Annotated in this window: 16 protein-coding genes, 1 tRNA gene and 1 pseudogene; 13 read left to right on the top strand and 5 right to left on the bottom strand. The window is 58.2% G+C overall.

The features are described from left to right. Positions 1 to 206 precede the first annotated feature (206 nt). The 6 genes from ltrA (RHM69_RS11240) to RHM69_RS11215 all read left to right on the top strand — a co-directional run bounded on the left by ltrA (RHM69_RS11240) (position 207) and on the right by RHM69_RS11215 (position 8,507). Positions 207 to 1,628, top strand: a complete 1,422-nt coding sequence (gene ltrA, locus RHM69_RS11240) for a group II intron reverse transcriptase/maturase (protein ID WP_011805433.1) — start codon at positions 207 to 209, stop codon at positions 1,626 to 1,628. 117 nt (positions 1,629 to 1,745) lie between these two features. Beyond that, complete coding sequence (locus RHM69_RS11235) at positions 1,746 to 2,687, top strand: rhodanese-related sulfurtransferase (RefSeq protein WP_019817587.1); 942 nt, start codon at positions 1,746 to 1,748, stop codon at positions 2,685 to 2,687. Between the two features lie 3 nt (positions 2,688 to 2,690). Continuing rightward, positions 2,691 to 3,326, top strand: coding sequence for a DsbA family protein (locus RHM69_RS11230; RefSeq protein ID WP_200600091.1), 636 nt, complete (start codon positions 2,691 to 2,693; stop codon positions 3,324 to 3,326). Further along, a complete protein-coding gene (locus RHM69_RS11225) occupies positions 3,319 to 5,121 on the top strand; it encodes an ABC transporter ATP-binding protein (protein WP_019817586.1) in 1,803 nt (600 codons plus the stop codon). Before RHM69_RS11230 ends, RHM69_RS11225 begins: the two co-directional genes overlap by 8 nt. A 71-nt stretch (positions 5,122 to 5,192) precedes the next feature. After that, a complete protein-coding gene (locus RHM69_RS11220; protein WP_014719253.1) occupies positions 5,193 to 7,655 on the top strand; it encodes an EAL domain-containing protein in 2,463 nt (820 codons plus the stop codon). Between the two features lie 78 nt (positions 7,656 to 7,733). After that, complete coding sequence (locus RHM69_RS11215) at positions 7,734 to 8,507, top strand: TenA family transcriptional regulator (RefSeq protein WP_178122936.1); 774 nt, start codon at positions 7,734 to 7,736, stop codon at positions 8,505 to 8,507. Between the two features lie 44 nt (positions 8,508 to 8,551). Here the strand turns inward: RHM69_RS11215 and RHM69_RS11210 are convergent, their stop codons facing one another. After that, positions 8,552 to 9,478, bottom strand: coding sequence for a GGDEF domain-containing protein (locus RHM69_RS11210; protein ID WP_014719251.1), 927 nt, complete (start codon positions 9,476 to 9,478; stop codon positions 8,552 to 8,554). A gap of 87 nt (positions 9,479 to 9,565) precedes the next feature. On the opposite strand from RHM69_RS11210, the gene RHM69_RS11205 reads away from it, so the two are divergent. Beyond that, complete coding sequence (locus RHM69_RS11205) at positions 9,566 to 10,543, top strand: IS5 family transposase (RefSeq protein WP_033902000.1); 978 nt, start codon at positions 9,566 to 9,568, stop codon at positions 10,541 to 10,543. 544 nt (positions 10,544 to 11,087) lie between these two features. Here the strand turns inward: RHM69_RS11205 and lldD are convergent. After that, positions 11,088 to 12,218: an FMN-dependent L-lactate dehydrogenase LldD gene (lldD, locus tag RHM69_RS11200; protein ID WP_200601331.1), complete on the bottom strand. Its 1,131-nt coding sequence runs from the start codon at positions 12,216 to 12,218 to the stop codon at positions 11,088 to 11,090. Positions 12,219 to 12,318: 100 nt separating this feature from the next. On the opposite strand from lldD, the gene RHM69_RS11195 reads away from it, so the two are divergent. From RHM69_RS11195 to RHM69_RS31070, 4 genes and pseudogenes are all read left to right on the top strand, one after another. Then, positions 12,319 to 13,242, top strand: coding sequence for a LysR family transcriptional regulator (locus RHM69_RS11195; RefSeq protein WP_103452180.1), 924 nt, complete (start codon positions 12,319 to 12,321; stop codon positions 13,240 to 13,242). Positions 13,243 to 13,275: 33 nt separating this feature from the next. Then, positions 13,276 to 13,351 (top strand) — tRNA-Asn (locus RHM69_RS11190). Between the two features lie 464 nt (positions 13,352 to 13,815). After that, the gene (ltrA, locus tag RHM69_RS11185; RefSeq protein WP_011805433.1) at positions 13,816 to 15,237 is read left to right on the top strand and encodes a group II intron reverse transcriptase/maturase; all 1,422 of its coding nucleotides are present in this window, start codon (positions 13,816 to 13,818) and stop codon (positions 15,235 to 15,237) included. Between the two features lie 122 nt (positions 15,238 to 15,359). After that, positions 15,360 to 15,518, top strand: a pseudogene (locus RHM69_RS31070) (transposase domain-containing protein); the annotation flags it as partial. On the opposite strand, the gene RHM69_RS11180 reads toward RHM69_RS31070, so the two are convergent. Next, positions 15,449 to 16,459: a zinc-dependent alcohol dehydrogenase family protein gene (locus RHM69_RS11180; RefSeq protein WP_014719248.1), complete on the bottom strand. Its 1,011-nt coding sequence runs from the start codon at positions 16,457 to 16,459 to the stop codon at positions 15,449 to 15,451. The pseudogene RHM69_RS31070 and the gene RHM69_RS11180 sit on opposite strands and share 70 nt — an antisense overlap. 183 nt (positions 16,460 to 16,642) lie before the next feature. Here RHM69_RS11180 and RHM69_RS11175 point away from each other — a divergent pair, with 183 nt between their 5' ends. Continuing rightward, the gene (locus RHM69_RS11175) at positions 16,643 to 17,542 is read left to right on the top strand and encodes a LysR family transcriptional regulator (RefSeq protein WP_103452256.1); all 900 of its coding nucleotides are present in this window, start codon (positions 16,643 to 16,645) and stop codon (positions 17,540 to 17,542) included. A 191-nt stretch (positions 17,543 to 17,733) separates the two neighbouring features. Here the strand turns inward: RHM69_RS11175 and RHM69_RS11170 are convergent, their stop codons facing one another. After that, the gene (locus RHM69_RS11170; protein WP_019817582.1) at positions 17,734 to 18,408 is read right to left on the bottom strand and encodes a MarC family NAAT transporter; all 675 of its coding nucleotides are present in this window, start codon (positions 18,406 to 18,408) and stop codon (positions 17,734 to 17,736) included. A 93-nt stretch (positions 18,409 to 18,501) separates the two neighbouring features. Then, on the bottom strand, positions 18,502 to 19,407 hold the full coding sequence (locus RHM69_RS11165; RefSeq protein WP_014719245.1) for a LysR family transcriptional regulator: 906 nt from the start codon (positions 19,405 to 19,407) through the stop codon (positions 18,502 to 18,504). A gap of 92 nt (positions 19,408 to 19,499) precedes the next feature. On the opposite strand from RHM69_RS11165, the gene RHM69_RS11160 reads away from it, so the two are divergent. After that, positions 19,500 to 21,836: a membrane-bound PQQ-dependent dehydrogenase, glucose/quinate/shikimate family gene (locus RHM69_RS11160; RefSeq protein ID WP_200645913.1), complete on the top strand. Its 2,337-nt coding sequence runs from the start codon at positions 19,500 to 19,502 to the stop codon at positions 21,834 to 21,836. Positions 21,837 to 21,840 lie beyond the last annotated feature (4 nt).

Here is a 21,840-nt window from a genome sequence, read left to right as displayed (position 1 = left end):
AAAATCTTCAAAGCCCAATACTTGCACGGAACGCTGTGACGTAGATCCGACAGGCATAAGCAGGAAGGTCGCGCGAATTACCCTGGGAGATCTGCACGTTTGCCAGTGTGCTACCGAGCGTCGAGAGGCGATGGGATGAGCGTGCAGAAGTCAGCCGAAGCCGTAGTAAGTGGCGAATAACCGCGCCACCAAGGGCCGAACAGGTTATGCCGCCAGTAGGCGTCAGAGTCTCGTTGAATACCGAAATGCAGAAATTTCTCCAAGAGAAGACTGTGACTCCGAGTCCCGGACAGAATCCGAGGATGACGGCTGACAGCGCAAAGGTATCGACGGCATCTGTGACGTGGACGAACGCGGAGCCGGACACGCTGATGGCGCGGGTGCTTGCACCGGCCAACCTCAGACGTGCGTATCAGCGCGTGGTCAGCAACAAGGGCGCGCCGGGTGCCGATGGCATGACGGTCGACGACTTGGCGGACTACGTGAATCAGTATTGGCCGATCCTCCAGAGGAGGTTGCTGGCCGGCGAATACCACCCGCAAGGTGTACGCGCCGTCGACATCCCCAAACCCAAAGGCGGCACCCGACAACTGGGCATTCCCTGCGTCGTGGATCGCCTGATCCAACAGGCACTGCTGCAACAGCTCACGCCGATCTTCGACCCGCTGTTTTCGGATTACAGCTACGGCTTCCGTCCGGGCAGAAGCGCCCACCAAGCCATCGAGACAGCCCGCGCCCATGTGGCGGCAGGGCATCGCTGGTGCGTGGAACTCGATCTTGAGAAATTCTTTGACCGGGTCAACCACGATCTCCTGATGGCGTACGTGGCGCGCCAAATCGTAGATAAACGCGTGCTCAGACTGATCCGGCGGTACCTCCAAGCCGGTGAGATGTCGGGTGGGATCGCCAGCCGACGGCAGGAAGGGACGCCGCAAGGCGGCCCGCTCTCGCCGTTGCTGTCGAACATCCTGCTCAACGAACTCGACCGCGAGCTGGAACGGCGGGGTCATCGCTTCGTGCGTTATGCCGACGATGCGAACATCTATGTGCGCAGCCCTCGTGCTGGCGAACGAGTGATGGCCAGTGTTGAGCGCTTCCTGAATCAGCGCCTGAAACTAACGCTGAATCGGGATAAGAGCCGAGTAGCCGGGTCTTGGATGTGTGATTACTTGGGTTACGGGATGAGCTGGCATCAGCAACCGAGACTGAGAGTGGCGACGATGAGCCTGGGTCGCTTGCGCGACCGGCTCAGAGAGCTGCTACGTAAAGCGCGGGGCCACAAGGTGGCGACTGTCATCGAGCGGATAAACCCCGTGCTGCGCGGATGGGCGGGCTACTTCAAGCTGAGCCAGAGCAGACGGCCACTTGAGGAATTGGACGGCTGGGTGCGTCACAAGCTTCGCTGTATCGTCTGGCGTCAATGGAAGCGGCCCTCTACGAGGGCGCGCAACTTGATACGCTTGGGACTTAATGCGGCGCGGGCGTGGAAATCGGCAGTCAATGGCCGAGGCCCATGGTGGAACTCGGGAGCGCCCCATATGAATCAGGCGTTGCCGAAGAAGCTGTGGGACCGCCTCGGGCTGGTCTCGATACTGGATACGATAAACCGACTTAACCGTATAACCTGAACCGCCGTATACGGAACCGTACGTACGGTGGTGTGAGAGGACGGCGGATGTGAATCCGCCTCCTACTCGATCATCCGGTTCACCCCTTACGAGGGTAGCCACCTGGAGAGAACACCCATGACTCAACCGATTGTCGTGGCGGCACTGTACAAGTTCGTCACCCTCGAAGATTACGTCGCCCTGCGCGAGCCCCTGTTGCAGGCGATGGTCGATAACGGCATCAAAGGCACCTTGCTGATCGCCGAAGAAGGCATCAACGGCACCGTTTCCGGCAGCCGCGAAGGCATTGACGGCCTGATGGCCTGGCTCAAGAAAGACCCACGCATGGTCGACATCGACCACAAAGAGTCTTACTGCGACGACCAGCCGTTCTACCGCACCAAGGTCAAACTCAAGAAAGAGATCGTGACCCTGGGTGTCGAAGGCGTGGACCCGAACAAAAAGGTGGGTACCTACGTCGACCCGCAGGATTGGAACGCGCTGATCAGCGACCCGGAAGTATTGTTGATCGACACCCGTAACGACTACGAAGTGTCCATCGGCACCTTTGAAGGCGCAATCGACCCGAAAACCACCAGTTTTCGCGAATTTCCCGACTACATCAAAGCCCACTTCGACCCGGCCAAGCACAAGAAGGTCGCCATGTTCTGCACTGGCGGCATTCGCTGTGAGAAGGCGTCGAGCTACATGCTCAGCGAAGGCTTCGATGAGGTCTACCACCTCAAGGGCGGTATCCTGAAGTACCTCGAAGAGGTGCCCCAGGAAGAAACCAAATGGCAGGGCGACTGCTTTGTGTTCGACAATCGCGTGACCGTGCGCCACGACTTGAGCGAAGGCGACTACGATCAATGTCATGCCTGCCGCACACCGGTGAGCGTAGAAGACCGTGCCTCCGAGCATTATGTGGCTGGCATCAGTTGCCCCCATTGCTGGGATAAGCTGCCGGAGAAGACCCGTCGCAGTGCGATCGACCGCCAGAAGCAGATCGAACTGGCCAAGGCCCGCAACATGCCGCACCCGATTGGTTACAACTACAAGCAAACCCCTTCCGAGGCCTGAGCCATGTCTGCGCGCCTGCTCTATGTAATGGACCCGATGTGTTCCTGGTGCTGGGGCTTTGCCCCGGTGGCACAAGCGCTGGTGGAGCAGGCCCAGGCGGTCGGCGTGGACGTGCACCTGGTGGTGGGCGGCTTGCGCACCGGCAGCGGCGCGGCGCTGGAGCCGACGACCCGGCGCTACATCCTTGAACACTGGCAGGCCGTCACCGACGCCACCGGCCAGCCGTTCAAGCGAGAAGGCGCATTGCCCGACGGGTTTGTCTACGACACCGAGCCTGCGTGCCGCGCTATCGTCACCGCACGCAGCCTGGCGCCGGATTGCGCCTGGACGCTGCTGGGGCTGATCCAGCGTGCGTTCTATGTCGAAGGCCGGGACGTGACGCTCGCCCCTGTGCTGGTGGAGCTGGCCGAACAGGCCGGTATTCCACGTATCGAGTTTGCCGGCGAGTTCGACCGTGCCGATCAGCACGCGGCCACGGCGGCCGATTTCACCTGGGTGCAGGACCTGGGCATTGCCGGGTTTCCGACCCTGCTGGCCGAGCGCAACGGCCAGTTGGCTTTGCTGACCAATGGTTACCAGCCGCTGTCCGAGCTGTCGCCGTTACTCGCTCGATGGTTGGAGCGAGCTGCCTGTGTATGAACAGCCTCCACGCACCGACCGCCTGACCTGGGCGGAAATTCGCCGCCTGGCCCTGCGTCACAAAAAATCCCTGTGGGTCGCCAACGGTGTCGCCGTGCTCGCCACCCTGTGCAGCGTGCCTATCCCGCTGTTGTTGCCGTTGCTGGTCGACGAAGTGCTACTGGGCCATGGCGATGCCGCCCTCAAGGTGATGAACCACGCGTTGCCCCTGGGCTGGCAAAAAGCGGCTGGCTATATCGGCCTGATGCTCTTGGTCACTCTGGCCCTGCGTTGCGGCGCGTTGGTGTTCAACGTGGTGCAGGCGCGGCTGTTTGCGCGCTTGGCCAAGGACATCGTGTACCGCATCCGCGTGCGCCTGATCGAGCGTCTCAAGCGCATCTCCCTGGGTGAGTACGAAAGCCTGGGCAGCGGTACGGTCACCACCCACTTGGTGACCGACCTGGACACCCTGGACAAATTCGTCGGCGAAACCCTCAGCCGCTTCCTGGTGGCGATGCTGACCCTGGTCGGCACCTCGGCGATCCTGGTGTGGATGCATTGGCAACTGGCGTTGTTGATCCTGTTGTTCAACCCATTGGTGATCTACGCCACGGTGCAGTTGGGCAAGCGCGTCAAGCACCTCAAGAAGCTGGAAAACGACAGTACTTCACGCTTTACCCAGGCGCTGACCGAAACCCTCGATGCCATACAGGAAGTACGTGCTGGCAACCGCCAGGGCTTTTTCCTCGGGCGGCTGGGCCAGCGTGCCCAGGAAGTGCGTGACTACGCCATTCATTCCCAATGGAAAACCGACGCGTCGAGCCGCGCCAGTGGCTTGCTGTTCCAGTTCGGTATCGACATCTTCCGCGCCGCGGCCATGCTCACCGTGCTGTTTTCCGACCTGTCCATCGGCCAGATGCTCGCGGTGTTCAGTTACCTGTGGTTCATGATTGGCCCGGTGGAACAATTGCTGAACCTGCAATACGCCTATTACGCGGCAGGCGGCGCGCTGTCGCGCATCAACGAGCTGCTGGCGCGTGCCGATGAGCCGCAATACCCAGGCGGCGCAGACCCGTTCAGCGGGCGCGAGACGGTCGGCATCGAAGTGCGTGGCCTCGACTTCGGCTACGGCGAAGAGCTGGTACTCAACCAGTTGAACCTGGCCATCGCACCGGGTGAAAAGGTGGCAATTGTCGGCGCCAGCGGCGGCGGTAAAAGCACCCTGGTGCAACTGTTGCTGGGGCTCTACACGCCGCAGGCCGGCAGCATTCGTTTTGGCACTGCCACCCAGCAGGAGATCGGCCTGGAGACCATCCGCGAAAACGTCGCGGTGGTGCTGCAACATCCTGCGCTGTTCAACGATACCGTGCGCGCCAACCTGACCATGGGCCGCACCCGCACCGATCAAGCCTGCTGGCAGGCGCTGGAAATCGCCCAACTGGATGCTACTGTCAAGGCATTGCCCTTGGGCCTGGACAGCGTGGTCGGGCGTTCGGGCGTGCGCTTTTCCGGTGGCCAGCGGCAACGCCTGGCCATTGCCCGCATGGTGCTCGCCGAGCCTAAAGTGGTGATTCTGGACGAGGCCACCTCCGCATTGGACGCGGCGACCGAGTACAACCTGCACCAGGCACTGGCGCGGTTTCTCAGCGGGCGTACTACACTGATCATCGCCCACCGGCTGTCTGCGGTGAAGCAGGCTGACCGAGTGCTGGTGTTCGATGGCGGGCACATCGCCGAGGACGGCGACCATCAGCAGTTGATTGCCGATGGCGGGCTGTACGCCAAACTGTACGGACACTTGCAACAAGTGCGTTGATTTAGCTTAGGCTGTGCTATCGGGAGCGGATTTTCGCGTGCGTATCAAGCTGTGCATGTGTAAGGGACTTCATGAAGCAAAAGCGGACTCTCGGAACGCCACGCCTGCTGGGTATTGTCTGGCCCTTTATCGCCGTCGTGTTGTTCCAGGCATTGTTAGGCTGCGTCAGTCTCTACGTGCTTTCGGCAGTGCGGGGCTATGTGGCGGGCGAAAGCCTGTGGTCCAAGGGCCAGAAGGATGCCATCTACTACCTGACCCTCTACGCCGATAACCGCAACGACGCCACCTACCTAAAATACCAGCAGGCCATTGCCGTGCCCCAGGGTGGGCATGAATTGCGCATTGCTCTGGACCGTCCCACCCCCGATACGGACGCGGCCCGCTTGGGCATTCTCAAGGGCGGTAATCATCCGGACGACGTTTCCAGCCTGATCTGGCTATACCTCAACTTCCGTCATTTCAGCTACCTGGAAAAAGCCATTGAGCTGTGGACGGTGGGCGACGGCTACCTCGTGCAGCTCGATGAGCTGGCTCAGGAGATGCACGGCGCCATTACCTCCGGCTACGTCAGCAGTGACGATGTCCATCATTGGAAGGCGCGCATCACGGCCATCAATGAAGGGGTGACGCCCGCTGCCAAGGCGTTCAGCGATGCCCTGGGCGAAGGTTCGCGGATGATCCTGCGCCTGTTGTTGATCACCAACCTGGCGACTGCCTTGGGCCTGATCGTGTTGGCGCTGCTGCGCACCCACAAGCTGCTGGCCCAGCGTCATGCCTTTGCCGATGCGCTGCAAGCGGAGAAGGAGCGGGCGCAGATCACATTGGAGTCGATTGGCGACGGGGTGATTACCACCGACGTCGACGGGGCCATTGCCTATATGAACCCTGCAGCCGAAGCGTTGACCCACTGGCGCTCGGAGCAAGCCCAGGGCCTGCCGCTGGCGGCGCTGTTCAAGCTTTTGAATGAAAACGCCGAGCCCGACGGTTTCACACTGATTGAACACATCGTCAAAGGCCAGTTCAGCGGCGGCAGCGAGCATTCCAAGCTGATCCAGCGCCTGGACGGCAGCACCGTCTCGGTCACCCTGGTGGGCGCGCCGATCCGCAGTGCCGGCAAGGTCAGCGGTGCGGTCCTGGTGCTGCATGACATGACCCAGGAACGCCAGTACATCGCCAACCTTTCCTGGCAGGCCACCCACGACGCGTTGACTGGCCTGGCTAACCGTCGCGAGTTCGAGTTCCGCCTTGAACAGGTGCTGCAACAGGTCGCGCGCCAGCAAAGTGGGCGACATGCCTTGATGTTCCTCGACCTCGACCAGTTCAAGCTGGTCAATGACACCTGTGGCCATGCCGCGGGCGATGAACTGCTGCGCCACATCTGCGCGTTGCTGCAGTCGGACCTGCGCGAGGGCGACACCCTGGCTCGGTTGGGCGGCGACGAGTTTGGTATCCTGCTGGAGAACTGCCCGGCGCCGGTGGCGGAAAAAATCGCCGAGAGCCTGCGCCACACTGTGCAGAGCTTGCACTTCGTGTGGAAGGGTCGGCCCTTCATGACCACCGTCAGCATCGGCCTGGTGCATATCTCGCAAACCCCGACCACCCTGGAAACCTCCCTGCGTGCCGCCGACATGGCGTGCTACATGGCCAAGGAAAAGGGGCGCAACCGGGTGCAGGTCTACCATGTCGACGACTCGGAGTTGTCTCTGCGGTTTGGCGAGATGGCCTGGGTACAGCGGCTGCATATTGCGCTTGAGGAAGACCGCTTTTGCCTTTACGCCCAGGAAATTGCGCCTTTGGGCCCTACCGACGCCGGCAGTGGGCACATCGAAATTCTCCTGCGCCTGCATGACGAAGCGGGGCGGATCATTTTGCCCAACAGTTTTATTCCGGCGGCCGAACGCTACGGGTTGATGACGTCCCTGGATCGTTGGGTAGTGGAAAACGTATTCAAGATTATCGCCCGTTGCATGCATGAGCGCCCGGGCCGCCCCATGGCCATGTGTGCGATTAATCTGTCAGGCATAACCATTGGCGATGATGACTTTTTAGGTTTTTTGCGTCAGAAATTCGATACTTACAACATTCCACCGGAAATGATTTGTTTTGAAATAACTGAAACCAGCGCTATAGCCAATTTGGGCAGCGCGATTCGGTTTATTAATGAACTCAAAGCGTTAGGGTGCCATTTCTCACTCGATGATTTTTGCGCCGGAATGTCCTCATTCGCATATTTGAAACATTTACCTGTAGACTTCCTGAAGATCGATGGAAGTTTCGTAAAGGATATGCTGGACGACCCGATTAACCGCGCCATGGTCGAAGTGATCAACCACATCGGCCACGTCATGGGTAAGCGCACGATTGCCGAGTTTGTTGAAACACCCCAGATCGAACAGGCTTTACTTGAGATAGGTGTGGATTACGCTCAGGGCTACCTGATTGAACGCCCGCAATTGTTTACCTTTGATAGCTTGCAGTGCCGACCTGAGCGGCCGCAGCCACTGTTATTCAAGGCGCCCGGCACTTTCCGCTGAAACATTTGCTGGTCTGTACAATCACACTTGAAAAGGAGCCCCACAGTGATCGACACATTCAACAGAACCGGCCCGCTTATGGAAGCCTCCAGTTACCCCGCCTGGGCGCAGCAATTGATCCAGGACTGTAGCGAGAGCAAGCGTCGGGTTGTCGAGCACGAACTGTATCAGCGCATGCGTGACAACGCCCTCAGCGCCAAGACCATGCGCCACTACCTGATTGGTGGTTGGCCGGTGGTGGAACAGTTTGCCTTGTACATGGCGCAGAACCTGACCAAGACCAAGTTTGCCCGTCATCCTGGGGAGGATATGGCGCGCCGTTGGCTCATGCGCAACATCCGCGTGGAGCTCAACCATGCCGACTATTGGGTCAATTGGGCGCGGGCTCACGGCGTCAGCCTTGAAGAACTGCAAGCGCAGGAGGTGCCGCCTGAGTTGCACGCCCTGAGTCATTGGTGCTGGCACACCAGCTCGGCGGATGCGTTGATCGTCGCGATTGCCGCCACCAACTACGCGATCGAGGGGGCGACGGGGGAGTGGTCCGCCGTGGTCTGCTCTACCGGTGTGTATGCTGCCGCCTTCCCTGAGGAAGATCGCAAGCGGGCGATGAAGTGGCTGAAGATGCACGCCCAGTACGATGACGCCCACCCTTGGGAAGCCCTGGAAATCATCTGCACGCTGGCCGGGACCAACCCGAGCAAGGCCCTGCAGGAAGAGTTGCGCCAGGCGGTATGCAAGAGCTACGACTACATGCACTTGTTCCTGGAAAGCTGCATGCGTCTAGAGCATACAGAGAAAGACAAGGCGCCAGCCGTTCGCGAGCGCCCTGTGCGCATCGCCAGCGAGGCGTAGCGGTAACTGTGGCGAGGGAGCAATCTCCCTCGCCACAATTGACTTTACCCCGCCATCGCCAAGCGGTTACGACCTTCGCGCTTGGCCACATACAACGCATTGTCGGCCCGACGCAGCAGGCTTTCAGCCGACTCGGCCGCCAGCAGCGTCGAGCAGCCGAGGCTCACGGTCAGTTCTATTCGCGTGCCCTCCACCCAGTAGTCCTGGGCTTGTGCCGCCTGGCGCAGGCGCTCTCCCACCATCCTCGCGGCATCGCGACCGGTGTTGGACAGCAGGATCAAAAACTCCTCCCCGCCAAACCGGAACACCATGTCCACGTTGCGCAGCTGGCGTTTGATCGCCCCGGCCACGGCGCGCAGCACGCTGTCGCCCGCGGCATGCCCATGGGTGTCGTTGATTTTCTTGAAGTGGTCGATGTCCAGCATCAACAACGACAGCGGGTGCAAATGCCGGCGTGCCATGTCGATTTCTCTCTGCAGCGTCTGGTCCATGGCCACACGGTTGCCGGTTTCGGTCAACGGGTCACGCAGGGCGCTGCGGGTGGCGGCGCGGTAGAGCAGGGCGTTGCGCATCGGATAAAGCAAGGTCACCAGCAGGAGTTCGAGCTGGCTCAGTTCTTCTTCAAGCAACCGCTGGTTGCGACGAAAGACCAGTTCCCCCAGATGCTCGCCTTCATGGCTCAGGGTGTAGCTGACGGAGTGATGACCCCGGTGGCCAAACTCCAGGCGCAGGTCGCTGGCGGCGTGACGGTATTGCAACGCGTCCAGCGGCACCAGGCGCTGAACTTCACGAAAGAACAGGCCCAGGATGCGCTCCGGCTCCAGGCTGGTCTGCAACTGCTGGTTCAGTTGCTGGCGAAGTTCGGCAAGGGTGGCGGGGCGACGTGGGCGTAAGGATGGCTGGCCAAATCCCAGGCGTTGCAATTTGGCACTGTCAAAGTCAATTGCGTTGGTCTGGGTGGGGGTTTTCATAAGCGGGTGGCCTCTAAGGAAACTCTGAAAAAGACTTCCAAATCTGGTGAGATACGGCTGTCCCACGAACTGAACGGTTGAGCCCCGATGAAGCAAATGTCTTTCGCTGATGCCGAGTACGCAGGCAAACGTAAGCAGACCCGCCGTGAGCGTTTCCTGATTGAGATGGATCAGGTCGTGCCCTGGAAAGGCCTGATTGCGTTGATCGAGCCGCATTATCCGAAGGGTGAAGGCGGTCGTCCGGCGTATCCGTTGATGGCCATGCTGCGGGTTCATCTGATGCAAAACTGGTTCGGCTACAGCGATCCGGCGATGGAAGAGTCCCTCTACGAAACCACGATTCTGCGCCAGTTTGCCGGGCTGCATTTGGATCGGATTCCGGATGAAACCACGATCCTCAACTTCCGCCGGCTGTTGGAAAAACATGAGCTGGCCGGTGGGATTTTGCAGGTCATCAACGGCTATTTGGGCGACCGAGGTTTGCTGCTGCGTCAGGGAACTGTGGTCGATGCGACGATCATTCATGCGCCCAGTTCGACCAAGAACAAGGACGGTAAACGCGACCCCGAAATGCACCAGACAAAGAAAGGAAATCAGTACTATTTCGGGATGAAATCGCACATCGGTGTCGATGTTGAATCCGGTCTGGTACATAGCGTGGTGGGCACGGCGGCGAATGTGGCGGACGTGACTCAGGTCGATCAGTTGCTGCATGGCGAGGAAACTTACGTCTCTGGCGATGCCGGTTACACCGGCGTGGAGAAGCGTGCGGAGCATCAACATCGCCAGATGATCTGGTCGATCGCAGCGCGCCCCAGCAGCTATAAGAAGCATGCAAAAAAGAGCCTGATCGGTCGCATGCGCCGCAAAATCGAATACGCGAAAGCTCAAGTCCGGGCCAAGGTTGAGCATCCATTCAGGGTGATCAAGCGCCAGTTTGGTTATACGAAAGTCCGCTTCCGAGGCTTGGTGAAAAACACCGCGCAGCAGACCACACTGTTTGCCTTATCGAACCTGTGGATGATGCGAAAACGACTGTTGAATGCAGGCGAGGTGCGCCTGTGATGTGGACAATGAGCCCTGAAAAGGTGCTATTCCGCAAAAAACAGTGAACTGACAGGAGGAAAGGTCTGATTTTCGATTAAGTCGGTGTTTTTTGAACCTCAGACAGCGAGGCCGTTAAAAACGGCTGCTTACTTCAGACCTTCCCTAAGCACTGGGCTGTCTTACAGGCGGGATGAGAGTGGCGAGTGCCAAGCGTCTTACTGATCCGTCAGTTCCGTAAAACATTGGAAACAGTTTAAACCGCTTTTCTTTGGGTTATAACCCCGGGGCACTGCCGCACGTCTTGTCATCGCCGAACCTGCTTGAACAGTACTGGAGCGAGATTCATGCCAAGTGTATTTGGTTGGTAAAAATCCTTATAAATCAATTAACTAATTTTTAAGTAAGAAAAGTCTGTTAAAGCATGGCGCCAGTTATTTGGCTGATTGGGGCCGGCGTTACTGCCGGCCCGGTTAACCTTACTGTTTCGGTGGGGCGAGTTGTTTGTCGCAAATAAACAACGCTTCGGTTATCCGCACACAACGTACACCATCCCTCATCACTACTAGACCAAGGTGGTACGGTCGATCTGCGCGATGGAGGTGACCCCGGTCAGGGTCATGGCCACGCGCATTTCCTTGGCGAAGATGTCCAGCAGGTTCTCTACCCCATGCTGGCCCTCGGCGGCCAGCGCATAGGCGGTGGCACGCCCTAGCAGGCATGCCTTGGCACCCAGGGCTAGCATGCGCACCACGTCGAGCCCGGAGCGAATGCCCGAGTCCACCAGCACGGTCAGGTCATCGCCTACCGCTTCGGCAATCGGCGGCAACGCCTTGGCCGTGGAGAGCACCCCGTCGAGCTGGCGGCCGCCATGGTTGGAGACCACGATGCCGTCGGCCCCGAAACTCACCGCGTCCTTGGCGTCCTGCGGGTCGAGGATGCCCTTGATGATCATCGGGCCTTTCCAGAACTCGCGGATCCATTCCAGGTCTTTCCAACTGATCGACGGGTCGAAGTTGTTGGCCAGCCAGCCAATGTAGTCCTCCAGGTGGGTGGGTTTGCCCAGGTATTTGGAGATATTGCCCAAGTCGTGGGGGCGGCCCATCAAGCCCACATCGAAGGCCCATTGCGGCTTGGTCACTGCCTGCAACATGCGCCGCTGCGCCGCGTAGGGGCCGGACATGCCGGAGTGAGCGTCACGGTAGCGTGCGCCCGGTGTCGGCATGTCAACGGTGAACACCAGCGTTGTCACCCCGGCGGCCTGCGCCCGCTCCAGGGCGTTGCGCATGAAACCGCGATCCTTGAGCACATACAGCTGGAACCAGATCGACTGCGGGCTTTGCGAGGCCACTTCCTCAATCGAACACACCGACACTGTCGACAGGCAAAAAGGGATGTTTTTGTTGGCCGTCGCCTTGGCTGCTTGCACTTCACCGCGTCGCGCATACATGCCGGTCAGCCCGACGGGGCTGAGGATGACCGGCATCGCCAGTTCCGTGCCGAACAAATGGGTGCTCAGGCTCAGGTTGTCGACATTGCGCAGGATGCGTTGGCGCAGGCTGATCTCGGCCAGGTCCGAACTGTTGGCGCGCAGCGTGTGCTCGGCGTAGGCGCCGCCGTCGATGTAATCGAACAGAAAGCGCGGCAACTTGCGCTTGGCCGCAGCGCGGTAGTCGGAAGCGGACGAGATGATCATCGACGGTGTCTCCACAGGGCAAAGTGCTACACCCTAAGCAAAGTTATGCCATGATGAAAACAACTTTTATCACTGCCATCCAGTCGTTACAGGAATACTGATGAACCTACGAACACTGCGTGCGTTTGTCGAAGTGGTGCGCCAGGGTGGGTTCTCCCAGGCGGCCGAAGTGGTTGCCCTGACCCAGTCCACCGTCAGCAAAGCGGTCAAGACCCTTGAGGACGAATTAGGCATGCCGCTGCTCAATCGCCTTGGCCACAAGAACGAACTCACCGCCGCCGGCGAAATTGCCTACCGCCGCGCCTTGGTAATGCTCGCCGAACGCACCGACCTGATGGCTGAAATCAACGACCTGCGCGGTCTCAAGCGCGGCGTGCTGCGCATCGGTCTGCCGCCGGTAGGGTGCGGCGTGCTGTTCGCGGCCATGTTTGCCACTTACCGCAGCCGCTACCCGGGCATCGACATCGAACTGACCGAATACGGCAGTAAAAGGCTGCGCGAATGCCTGGAAGCGGGGGAGGTTGACCTCGCCGCCTTGCTGCTACCGGTTGATGAAGGCTTCGACTACCAACCGGTGCGCAACGAGCCATTGATCGCCGTGTTGCCCATGGGCCACCCATTGGCCCGGCGCAAGCGCATCGACTTCACCGACCTGGCCGACTCGCCGTTCATCCTGTTCGAAGCCGGCTTTGCCCTCAACGCCAAGATCCTCAGCGCCTGCGAACGTAAAGGCGTGACACCCAAAGTCACCGCTCGCAGTGGGCAAATAGACTTTATCGTCGACCTGGTCACCGCCGGGCTGGGCGTCGCCTTCCTGCCCCGGATGCTGGCGCACAAACACCAACACCCCGGCATCGCCTTGATCCCCCTGGACGAGCCCCACACCGATTGGCACATCGCCCTGGCCTGGCGCGCCAGCGCCCACCTGCCACCGGCAGCGCGGGCCTGGTTGGAACTGGCCAGGGAACCGTCGTATTCAAGCGAACAGGGGGGGGATTTGCGGAAAATTTCTGATGGCGCTTGACTTCTTCTTTTTAATCAGTAACATGCGGCGCATTCCGCGATAGCTCAGTTGGTAGAGCAAATGACTGTTAATCATTGGGTCCCTGGTTCGAGTCCAGGTCGTGGAGCCAGATAGAGAAAAGCCTGCAGAGATGCAGGCTTTTTTTGGTGCGCCAGGCATGGCGCGTTGCGCGCAAGCGCAACCAGCTTGGCTGTGGTGGCCACGCTGGTGACTGGGAGGTGAAAGTCCTCTACACACCCGGCAAGGGGAAGTGTTAGCCAGAGGCAAGGGTGTCGCGGGTGACTGCGAATCTGAAGGAAGCCCGAGGCAAAATGCTGGCCTGACGAACAGGAAGCGGATAGAGGCGGCGCAGCGGGGTAAGAAGGCCAAAATCTTCAAAGCCCAATACTTGCACGGAACGCTGTGACGTAGATCCGACAGGCATAAGCAGGAAGGTCGCGCGAATTACCCTGGGAGATCTGCACGTTTGCCAGTGTGCTACCGAGCGTCGAGAGGCGATGGGATGAGCGTGCAGAAGTCAGCCGAAGCCGTAGTAAGTGGCGAATAACCGCGCCACCAAGGGCCGAACAGGTTATGCCGCCAGTAGGCGTCAGAGTCTCGTTGAATACCGAAATGCAGAAATTTCTCCAAGAGAAGACTGTGACTCCGAGTCCCGGACAGAATCCGAGGATGACGGCTGACAGCGCAAAGGTATCGACGGCATCTGTGACGTGGACGAACGCGGAGCCGGACACGCTGATGGCGCGGGTGCTTGCACCGGCCAACCTCAGACGTGCGTATCAGCGCGTGGTCAGCAACAAGGGCGCGCCGGGTGCCGATGGCATGACGGTCGACGACTTGGCGGACTACGTGAATCAGTATTGGCCGATCCTCCAGAGGAGGTTGCTGGCCGGCGAATACCACCCGCAAGGTGTACGCGCCGTCGACATCCCCAAACCCAAAGGCGGCACCCGACAACTGGGCATTCCCTGCGTCGTGGATCGCCTGATCCAACAGGCACTGCTGCAACAGCTCACGCCGATCTTCGACCCGCTGTTTTCGGATTACAGCTACGGCTTCCGTCCGGGCAGAAGCGCCCACCAAGCCATCGAGACAGCCCGCGCCCATGTGGCGGCAGGGCATCGCTGGTGCGTGGAACTCGATCTTGAGAAATTCTTTGACCGGGTCAACCACGATCTCCTGATGGCGTACGTGGCGCGCCAAATCGTAGATAAACGCGTGCTCAGACTGATCCGGCGGTACCTCCAAGCCGGTGAGATGTCGGGTGGGATCGCCAGCCGACGGCAGGAAGGGACGCCGCAAGGCGGCCCGCTCTCGCCGTTGCTGTCGAACATCCTGCTCAACGAACTCGACCGCGAGCTGGAACGGCGGGGTCATCGCTTCGTGCGTTATGCCGACGATGCGAACATCTATGTGCGCAGCCCTCGTGCTGGCGAACGAGTGATGGCCAGTGTTGAGCGCTTCCTGAATCAGCGCCTGAAACTAACGCTGAATCGGGATAAGAGCCGAGTAGCCGGGTCTTGGATGTGTGATTACTTGGGTTACGGGATGAGCTGGCATCAGCAACCGAGACTGAGAGTGGCGACGATGAGCCTGGGTCGCTTGCGCGACCGGCTCAGAGAGCTGCTACGTAAAGCGCGGGGCCACAAGGTGGCGACTGTCATCGAGCGGATAAACCCCGTGCTGCGCGGATGGGCGGGCTACTTCAAGCTGAGCCAGAGCAGACGGCCACTTGAGGAATTGGACGGCTGGGTGCGTCACAAGCTTCGCTGTATCGTCTGGCGTCAATGGAAGCGGCCCTCTACGAGGGCGCGCAACTTGATACGCTTGGGACTTAATGCGGCGCGGGCGTGGAAATCGGCAGTCAATGGCCGAGGCCCATGGTGGAACTCGGGAGCGCCCCATATGAATCAGGCGTTGCCGAAGAAGCTGTGGGACCGCCTCGGGCTGGTCTCGATACTGGATACGATAAACCGACTTAACCGTATAACCTGAACCGCCGTATACGGAACCGTACGTACGGTGGTGTGAGAGGACGGCGGATGTGAATCCGCCTCCTACTCGATCCTTGAATTTGACCCGGCAATCCAGACGCTTAGCGCGCTTCGTATGGCGCCATCAGCGGGCATGATCCGCATGCTTATTTGAAGGCCGTGCTCACGCGCCTGCCGTTGCAGCGGGCGAGTGAGATTGAAGCGGCTTGGTCCTACGCGATTTTGATTACTACCTTACCAAAGGCGCCTCTGGCCAGATGTTCGTACGCTTCGCGTGCTTGATCAAATGGATACACGTGGTCGATTACCGGGCGAATCTTGTGCTCGTTCAAGAATTCGTTCATTCGGTCAAATGACGAGCGTGGAGCAACGGCTATGCCGCGAATCGTTGTTTGCCGGAAAATCATAGGCATCAGGTTCAAGGCGGAGGTCTGGCCTGTCAGAAAGCCGATCTGTGCAATACGTCCACCTGCCTTTGTCGCAGCAATCGATTGGTTGATGCCGTCCCCGCCCGCCACATCCAGCAGCAGATCCACTCCCTTGCCGTCAGTGAGCTTCAGAACTTCCTCTGCCCACTCAGGAGTGGTGCGATAATTCACACCCGCAACCGCGCCCAGTTTTTTTACAGCTTCCAGATTGTCATCACGGCTGGAGGTGACGATAACCTTGGCTCCCAAAGCGGTAGCAATTTGTGCTGCAAAAACAGAAACACCTCCCGAGCCCTGAACCAAAACGGTTTGGCCGGCCTCTATCTGGCCATAGTCGACGAGCGCATACCACGCCGTCAGAGCAGCAATTGGAAGGGTCGCTGCTTCCTCATCAGACATATTGTCGGGGGCACGTACTGCGCTGTCTTCATGGATGATCATGTATTGCGCCAGACCACCAGGCAATGGCGAGCCGAAACAGTAGTTGGGTTCATCTGGCCCAGGCATGCCGTCCAACCAACGGGAGTAGAGGTGTGAGTTGACCCGATCTCCGATAGCAAAGCGGCTGACACCTTCACCTACTGCCACGACAGTTCCCGCCGCATCGCTGACGGGGATCAGCGGCTTGGGCACCATGTGAGGTTCATAGATGCCGTCAACGATGGCCTTGTCCCGGAAATTGAGTGATACAGCGCCTACTTTAACCAGCAGCTCACCCGCTCGGGGCACGGGGGTTTCCGTTTCGCCCTGCACGAGATTATCCAAGCCGAAATCTTTTAGAAGCCACGCTTTCATTTTCTGTCTCCAACAATTTTGAATGTGCAGGGGAGCAAAGCTCCTCCTTTACGCTGAGGACATTGTTAAGGTTTCGCGGCCCTAGATAAATGTGCAGAAACGAACAGGATTGTTATCCTGATCAGCAATAATCATCCCGTTAACACGCTTCCCGAGAAGAGACTTATGGAGCTTCTACAGTCGATGCAAGTATTCGCCAAGCTAGCGGAGTTGGGGAGCTTCACCAAAGTCGCTGAGGCAATGCAGGCCGGGCGACCGCACGTCACACGCACCATTCAGGATCTGGAAGCCTCGCTGGGTGTCCGTCTGTTCCAGCGCACTACGCGTAAAGTAAAACTGACTGCTGAGGGAGAGCGGTTTTACGAACGCGTCAAAGAGATTTTAGCAACCATCGCAGAAACCACTTCCATGTTCGACCGTAGTGGATCGACGTTGCGAGGGCGGCTTCGAATTGACATCCCTACTGCATTTTCCCAGCACAGCTTCATGGAAAGCCTTAGGAGGTTTACCGAGGCATTTCCCGAAATCGAGCTTGTGCTAGGCGTGACCGACCGTACGGTAGATCTCGTAGCCGAGGGCATCGACTGTGTATTGCGAATGGGTGAACTTCCGGATTCAAGCATGGTGGCTAGAGAAATTGGCACCGCCACCATGGTGACCTGTGCGTCTGCAGGTTATCTCCAAGCCTGCGGTGCACCCATAACCCTACAAGATCTAGTAGACCACCAATGTGTCAGCTTCCTTTCCGGTCAAAATAACAGACCGCTGCCTTGGCACTTCTCGGTAGACGGCGAAGATCGTCCACATACGCCTCGGCGTGGAATCACCGTGAATGAGTCGAATGCCTACGTTCAATGCGGTGTTGCAGGCTTCGGCATTGTTCAAGCGCCTGGAATTGCCGTTGAGACATTCCTCGCAAGCGGAGAACTGATCGAAGTGCTCAAGGCATTTCGTCCAAAGCCTCGCCTGGTTTCCGTGCTTTATCCAAGCAGAACGCATCTTGCGCCTCAGGTCGAGGCATTTGTGGATTGGCTGAAGGAACATTTTCCGGTGCTACACCCCAACTGGTTCACAGCGCACTAACCATTGTTTTGTAGTGGGGCTAGTCGTAACTGGCCAATGTTGATTTTGTCCGAGTCTGGCCCCCTAGCTTCCTGAGGGCGGCAAGGCGTCAGTTCTCCATAGGCGTAGGAACACCCATTCACCTGGTGCTAGCGAATGTGGCCGCGGGAATATCAACGGCTTTTAATAATTCACTATTATGAGAACTATGATCAGTGCATAGGTGTAGACGCTAACTCAAAACCACCATTGATAACGAACTGAACGCCCATACAAACCAGTAGAAAACCAACGACTCGGGAAATTGCATCGATTCCTGACTCACCAAGCACTTTCATGATTCGCCCCGAACATCGTAAAGCTATCCAGAAAATAAGCGCAGTAATGATGAATACGGTTGCGGCTGCAAGGTGAATGACGAGTGGCAGGGTCTGGTAGGTCGACTGCAGGGTAGAGGCGGAGCTGATAAGCAACGCTATCGTGCCGGGGCCTGCTGCACCAGGAAGAGCTAAAGGTACAAATGACAGATCGCGGAAATGTGGGGTTGATTTCTCTTTCTCTGAAAGGAAATCTTTCTGAACCTCTGTTTCGTCAGGTGTCGTTGCTGGAAAAAGCATGGCGAAACCGATGTAGGTAACGATCAGGCCTCCGGCTATTCTCAAGCCGGGGACAGATATTCCGAATACCTGCATTACCAGGCTGCCTCCGTAGAAGCTGACAAACATAATCAGAGCTACATATAAGCTTGCCTTCAGGATTTGCCGGTTACGCTCTACTGTAGGCAGCTTTCCTCCAAGGCCTAGTAAAAGGGAGATGCTAGTTAGAGGATTGGCCATAGGAAGCAGGGCCAATAGTCCGACAAGAACATGATGAAAGTAATTGCCCATAGTGTTTTTACTCGGTTATGCAACGAATAGGAGGCTATAAGATTATTAAGGTCGTACGTCATCTGCCCTAACGAACCGATATCAAGTCAGGACTCAATCGGGAAAGTATTTTTTTGCCTCTTCCGTGGTATAGCGCAGAAAGATCTGCACCGCCTGCGGAATCAAGCGTCGTGACAGTAGAAAAGCATACAGCGACATGTTCTGGAGGGTATAGCCAGGTAAAATACGTACCAGTTTTCCGCTCTCAACGGCCTCATTGGCGCTGGGCAAATTGAACTGCGCGATGCCAAGTCCGCGCAGAGTAAGATCCATGCGCGCATCGTTCGGTGTGGCAAGCAGGATGGCTTGCACCGGCATCAGGTGTTTATGTCCTTGGGGGTCGATGAGCTCCCACTCGGGTTCTCCCTGACGCCCAAGGCAGGGCCATTGCAGGAGATCGTCCGGTACACGGGGAGGTTTCCTGCCGGCCAGTAACAGGGGAGAAGCGAATAACCCTTGTGGCATTGAACAGATTGGCCGAGCAACCAGCGACTTGTTAATCACTTCGGCGCGGCGATGACTAAAGTAGACATCCACTGGCTCTTCAATGGGGTTTGGCACGCGTGTGCTGGCCTCCACTTCAAAATGAATTTCGTGCTGTTCTTCCAGCATTCGAGCGATAGCCGGGTTGATAAACCAGTGCACAACCTCGGGCGATCCGACGACCCGGATACGTCCTCTAATTTTTCCATCATCCGACTTGATCGCGCTTTCAACCTCCTGAAGGCCTTCGAACAAGGGCGCGATTTCGCTATAGAGCCGCTCGCCCGGGTCCGTCAATCGCATAGAGGGCATCCGATTGAACAAGCGCAGACCCAGGTGCTCCTCCAGCCGGGTCACGGCGCGACTGATGCTTGAAGTGTTCTGCCCAAGCCGTTCAGCCGCACGGCTGAAGTTCAATGTTTGCGCGGCAACGAGGAAGGTGTGGTATTCGCTCCACATGGCGTTGCTTTTATGCAATGTATAGTTGCTCCATATGGCATGGCTAAAATTAATAGACTAACACTATCATCACCAAGTCTGAGAGCCATTTAGCGTATAGGAGTTCAACTGTGACCTCGATAAATCGTATTTTTGCCAGCCTAGTTGCCTTGATGGGGCTGGGGCTATTGTTAGGTGGAGCTTACCTCTTAACCCTTGGCGGATCGTTTTATTACGTGCTGGCCGGATGGGCCTATCTGAGCGCTGGCGTCATGCTTTGGCGTAGGCAAGTTTGTGGAGTATGGCTGCTGGTAGCGGTTGCCGTGCTGAGTGTTCCATGGGCGCTCTGGGAGTCAGGCACGTTCTATTGGGCGCTGTTTCCACGCCTGCTCGTACCGGCAGCGATGGCGAGCATCGGCTTGCTCCTGTTATCCACTTGGTCGCCTGCGGACTCCCGGCGCCGGATACGCGGCCTGGGTGTACTAGCGCTATTAGGGACGGCTGTGTTCTTTGGGTTTGCCTTTACTCCACATGGTGTCGTCTCGCCTGTCTCGGGCACACCTTTTACTGCAGCAGCCACAAACACCACGCCTTCAAATTGGTCCGCATATGGCCGAACCACTGCGGGTACGCGCTACGCGCCCTTTACGCAGATCAACCGTGACAACGTTCAGGACCTGAAAGTGGCCTGGACCTATCGTACCGGCGCGAAGATCCAGTTGGACAAGGGCGCCGTGGATTCGAACACCCCATTGCAAATTGAAGATACGTTGTTCACTTGCACACCCGATGATCGCATTGCTGCCATCGATGCAGATACGGGGGTAGAACGTTGGAAATTCGATACCCATAGTGCATCTCCTATCTGGAACCGTTGCCGCGGCCTGGGTTACTACAAGCTCAAGGAGGCGCCGGCTGATGGCGTCTGTGCGGAACGAATCGTCAATTCCACCATCGATGCGCGCCTGATCGAACTAGATGCCAAGACCGGCAAGCAGTGCCCAGGTTTTGGCAGCGACGGCGTCGTCGACCTGAAGCAGGGCATGGGCGACGTTAAGCCTGGGTTCTACTTTCAGACTTCCGCGCCGCTGGTGGCGCGCGACTACATTATTATCAGTGGCTGGGTAGTTGATAACTACAGCCGCGGTGAGCCGTCAGGCGTGATCCGCGCCTTTGATGCCCGCACCGGCGCACTGGCATGGGCGTGGGACCTGGGCAACCCGGACATAACCGGCTTGCCACCGGCGGGGCAGACCTACACGCCCGGCACGCCCAACATGTGGACCGCCGCTGCCTATGACGACCAGTTGGGTCTTATCTATGCGCCGCTGGGAAATGCCACGCCGGACTTTTTCGGCATGGAGCGACCACCGCACTCGGATGAATACAACTCTTCCCTTGTCGCCCTCGATATCATGACGGGCCGCCCGAAATGGAAATTCCAGACCGTCCATCACGACATCTGGGACTACGACTTGCCTTCTCAACCCGCGCTGGTCGATTTGCCTGACGGCCAAGGCGGAACCATCCCCGGGGTATTGCAAACCACCAAGCGTGGCCAGCTTTTCCTGTTAAATCGCGCCACCGGAGAGCCGATTGCGGACGTCGTCGAAAAGCCCGTGCCTACGGCCGGTGCGGTACCTGAAGAAAAGCTTTCGCCTACACAGCCTTATTCGGTAGGGATGCCGACTATCGGTGCCGAACACCTCACCGAGAAGAAGATGTGGGGGGCAACCATGTTCGACCAACTCATGTGCCGCATCATGTTCAAGCAACTGCGCTACGAGGGCGACTTCACGCCGATCGGTCTGACCAAGGCGCTGGATCAGCCCGGCAATATCGGAGGATTCAACTGGGGTAGCGTCTCCTACGACCCCGTTAATCATCTGGCTTATATGAACGATATCCGGGTGCCGAACATCTTTTGGCTGATGCCTCGTGATGAATTCAATACTTGGACAAAAACCCACCAGATCGAGGTGAGCGGACATGGGCCGTCACCGCAGTTGAAAACACCTTACGGTCAAGCCATTTATATCTGGATGTCATCCCTAGGGGTTCCGTGCAACCAGCCGCCCTATGGGACCGTCACGGCGGTCGATCTGAATACGCACAAGGTGGCCTGGCAAGTGCCGGCTGGCACCACAGAGCAATTGGGGCCACTGGGTATCGCATCACACCTGCCCATGCCCATGGGCATGCCAACTTATGCAGGAACGATGACCACGGCAGGCGGCCTAGTATTCTTTGCCGGTTATCAGGACTACTACATCCGGGCATACGACGGGCAAAGTGGCAAACTCCTCTGGGAACATGAATTACCGGTCGGCGCCAGCGCCACGCCGATCTCCTACGTCTCGCCGACGACGGGCAAACAGTACGTTGTCATTTCCGTAGGCGGGGCAGCGCATTCTCCCGACACCGGTGACTATGTAATGGCCTTCAGCCTTCCGACATCCCAACCGTGAAGCA

It is taken from the genome of Pseudomonas sp. CCI1.1, from assembly GCF_034348165.1.
Taxonomy (GTDB): domain Bacteria; phylum Pseudomonadota; class Gammaproteobacteria; order Pseudomonadales; family Pseudomonadaceae; genus Aquipseudomonas; species Aquipseudomonas paracarnis.
This window is presented reverse-complemented; position numbering and strand designations above follow the sequence as displayed.

Coding starts and splice junctions, on each gene's coding strand:
- RHM69_RS11170 (WP_019817582.1), bottom strand. CDS start 18,408: ATGGGCAATTACTTTCATCATGTTCTTGTCGGACTATTGGCCCTGCTT.
- lldD (WP_200601331.1), bottom strand. CDS start 12,218: ATGATCATCTCGTCCGCTTCCGACTACCGCGCTGCGGCCAAGCGCAAG.
- RHM69_RS11230 (WP_200600091.1), top strand. CDS start 2,691: ATGTCTGCGCGCCTGCTCTATGTAATGGACCCGATGTGTTCCTGGTGC.
- RHM69_RS11180 (WP_014719248.1), bottom strand. CDS start 16,459: ATGAAAGCGTGGCTTCTAAAAGATTTCGGCTTGGATAATCTCGTGCAG.
- RHM69_RS11175 (WP_103452256.1), top strand. CDS start 16,643: ATGCAAGTATTCGCCAAGCTAGCGGAGTTGGGGAGCTTCACCAAAGTC.
- RHM69_RS11205 (WP_033902000.1), top strand. CDS start 9,566: ATGAAGCAAATGTCTTTCGCTGATGCCGAGTACGCAGGCAAACGTAAG.
- ltrA (WP_011805433.1), top strand. CDS start 207: ATGCCGCCAGTAGGCGTCAGAGTCTCGTTGAATACCGAAATGCAGAAA.
- RHM69_RS11235 (WP_019817587.1), top strand. CDS start 1,746: ATGACTCAACCGATTGTCGTGGCGGCACTGTACAAGTTCGTCACCCTC.
- RHM69_RS11215 (WP_178122936.1), top strand. CDS start 7,734: ATGGAAGCCTCCAGTTACCCCGCCTGGGCGCAGCAATTGATCCAGGAC.
- RHM69_RS11210 (WP_014719251.1), bottom strand. CDS start 9,478: ATGAAAACCCCCACCCAGACCAACGCAATTGACTTTGACAGTGCCAAA.
- ltrA (WP_011805433.1), top strand. CDS start 13,816: ATGCCGCCAGTAGGCGTCAGAGTCTCGTTGAATACCGAAATGCAGAAA.
- RHM69_RS11195 (WP_103452180.1), top strand. CDS start 12,319: ATGAACCTACGAACACTGCGTGCGTTTGTCGAAGTGGTGCGCCAGGGT.
- RHM69_RS11220 (WP_014719253.1), top strand. CDS start 5,193: ATGAAGCAAAAGCGGACTCTCGGAACGCCACGCCTGCTGGGTATTGTC.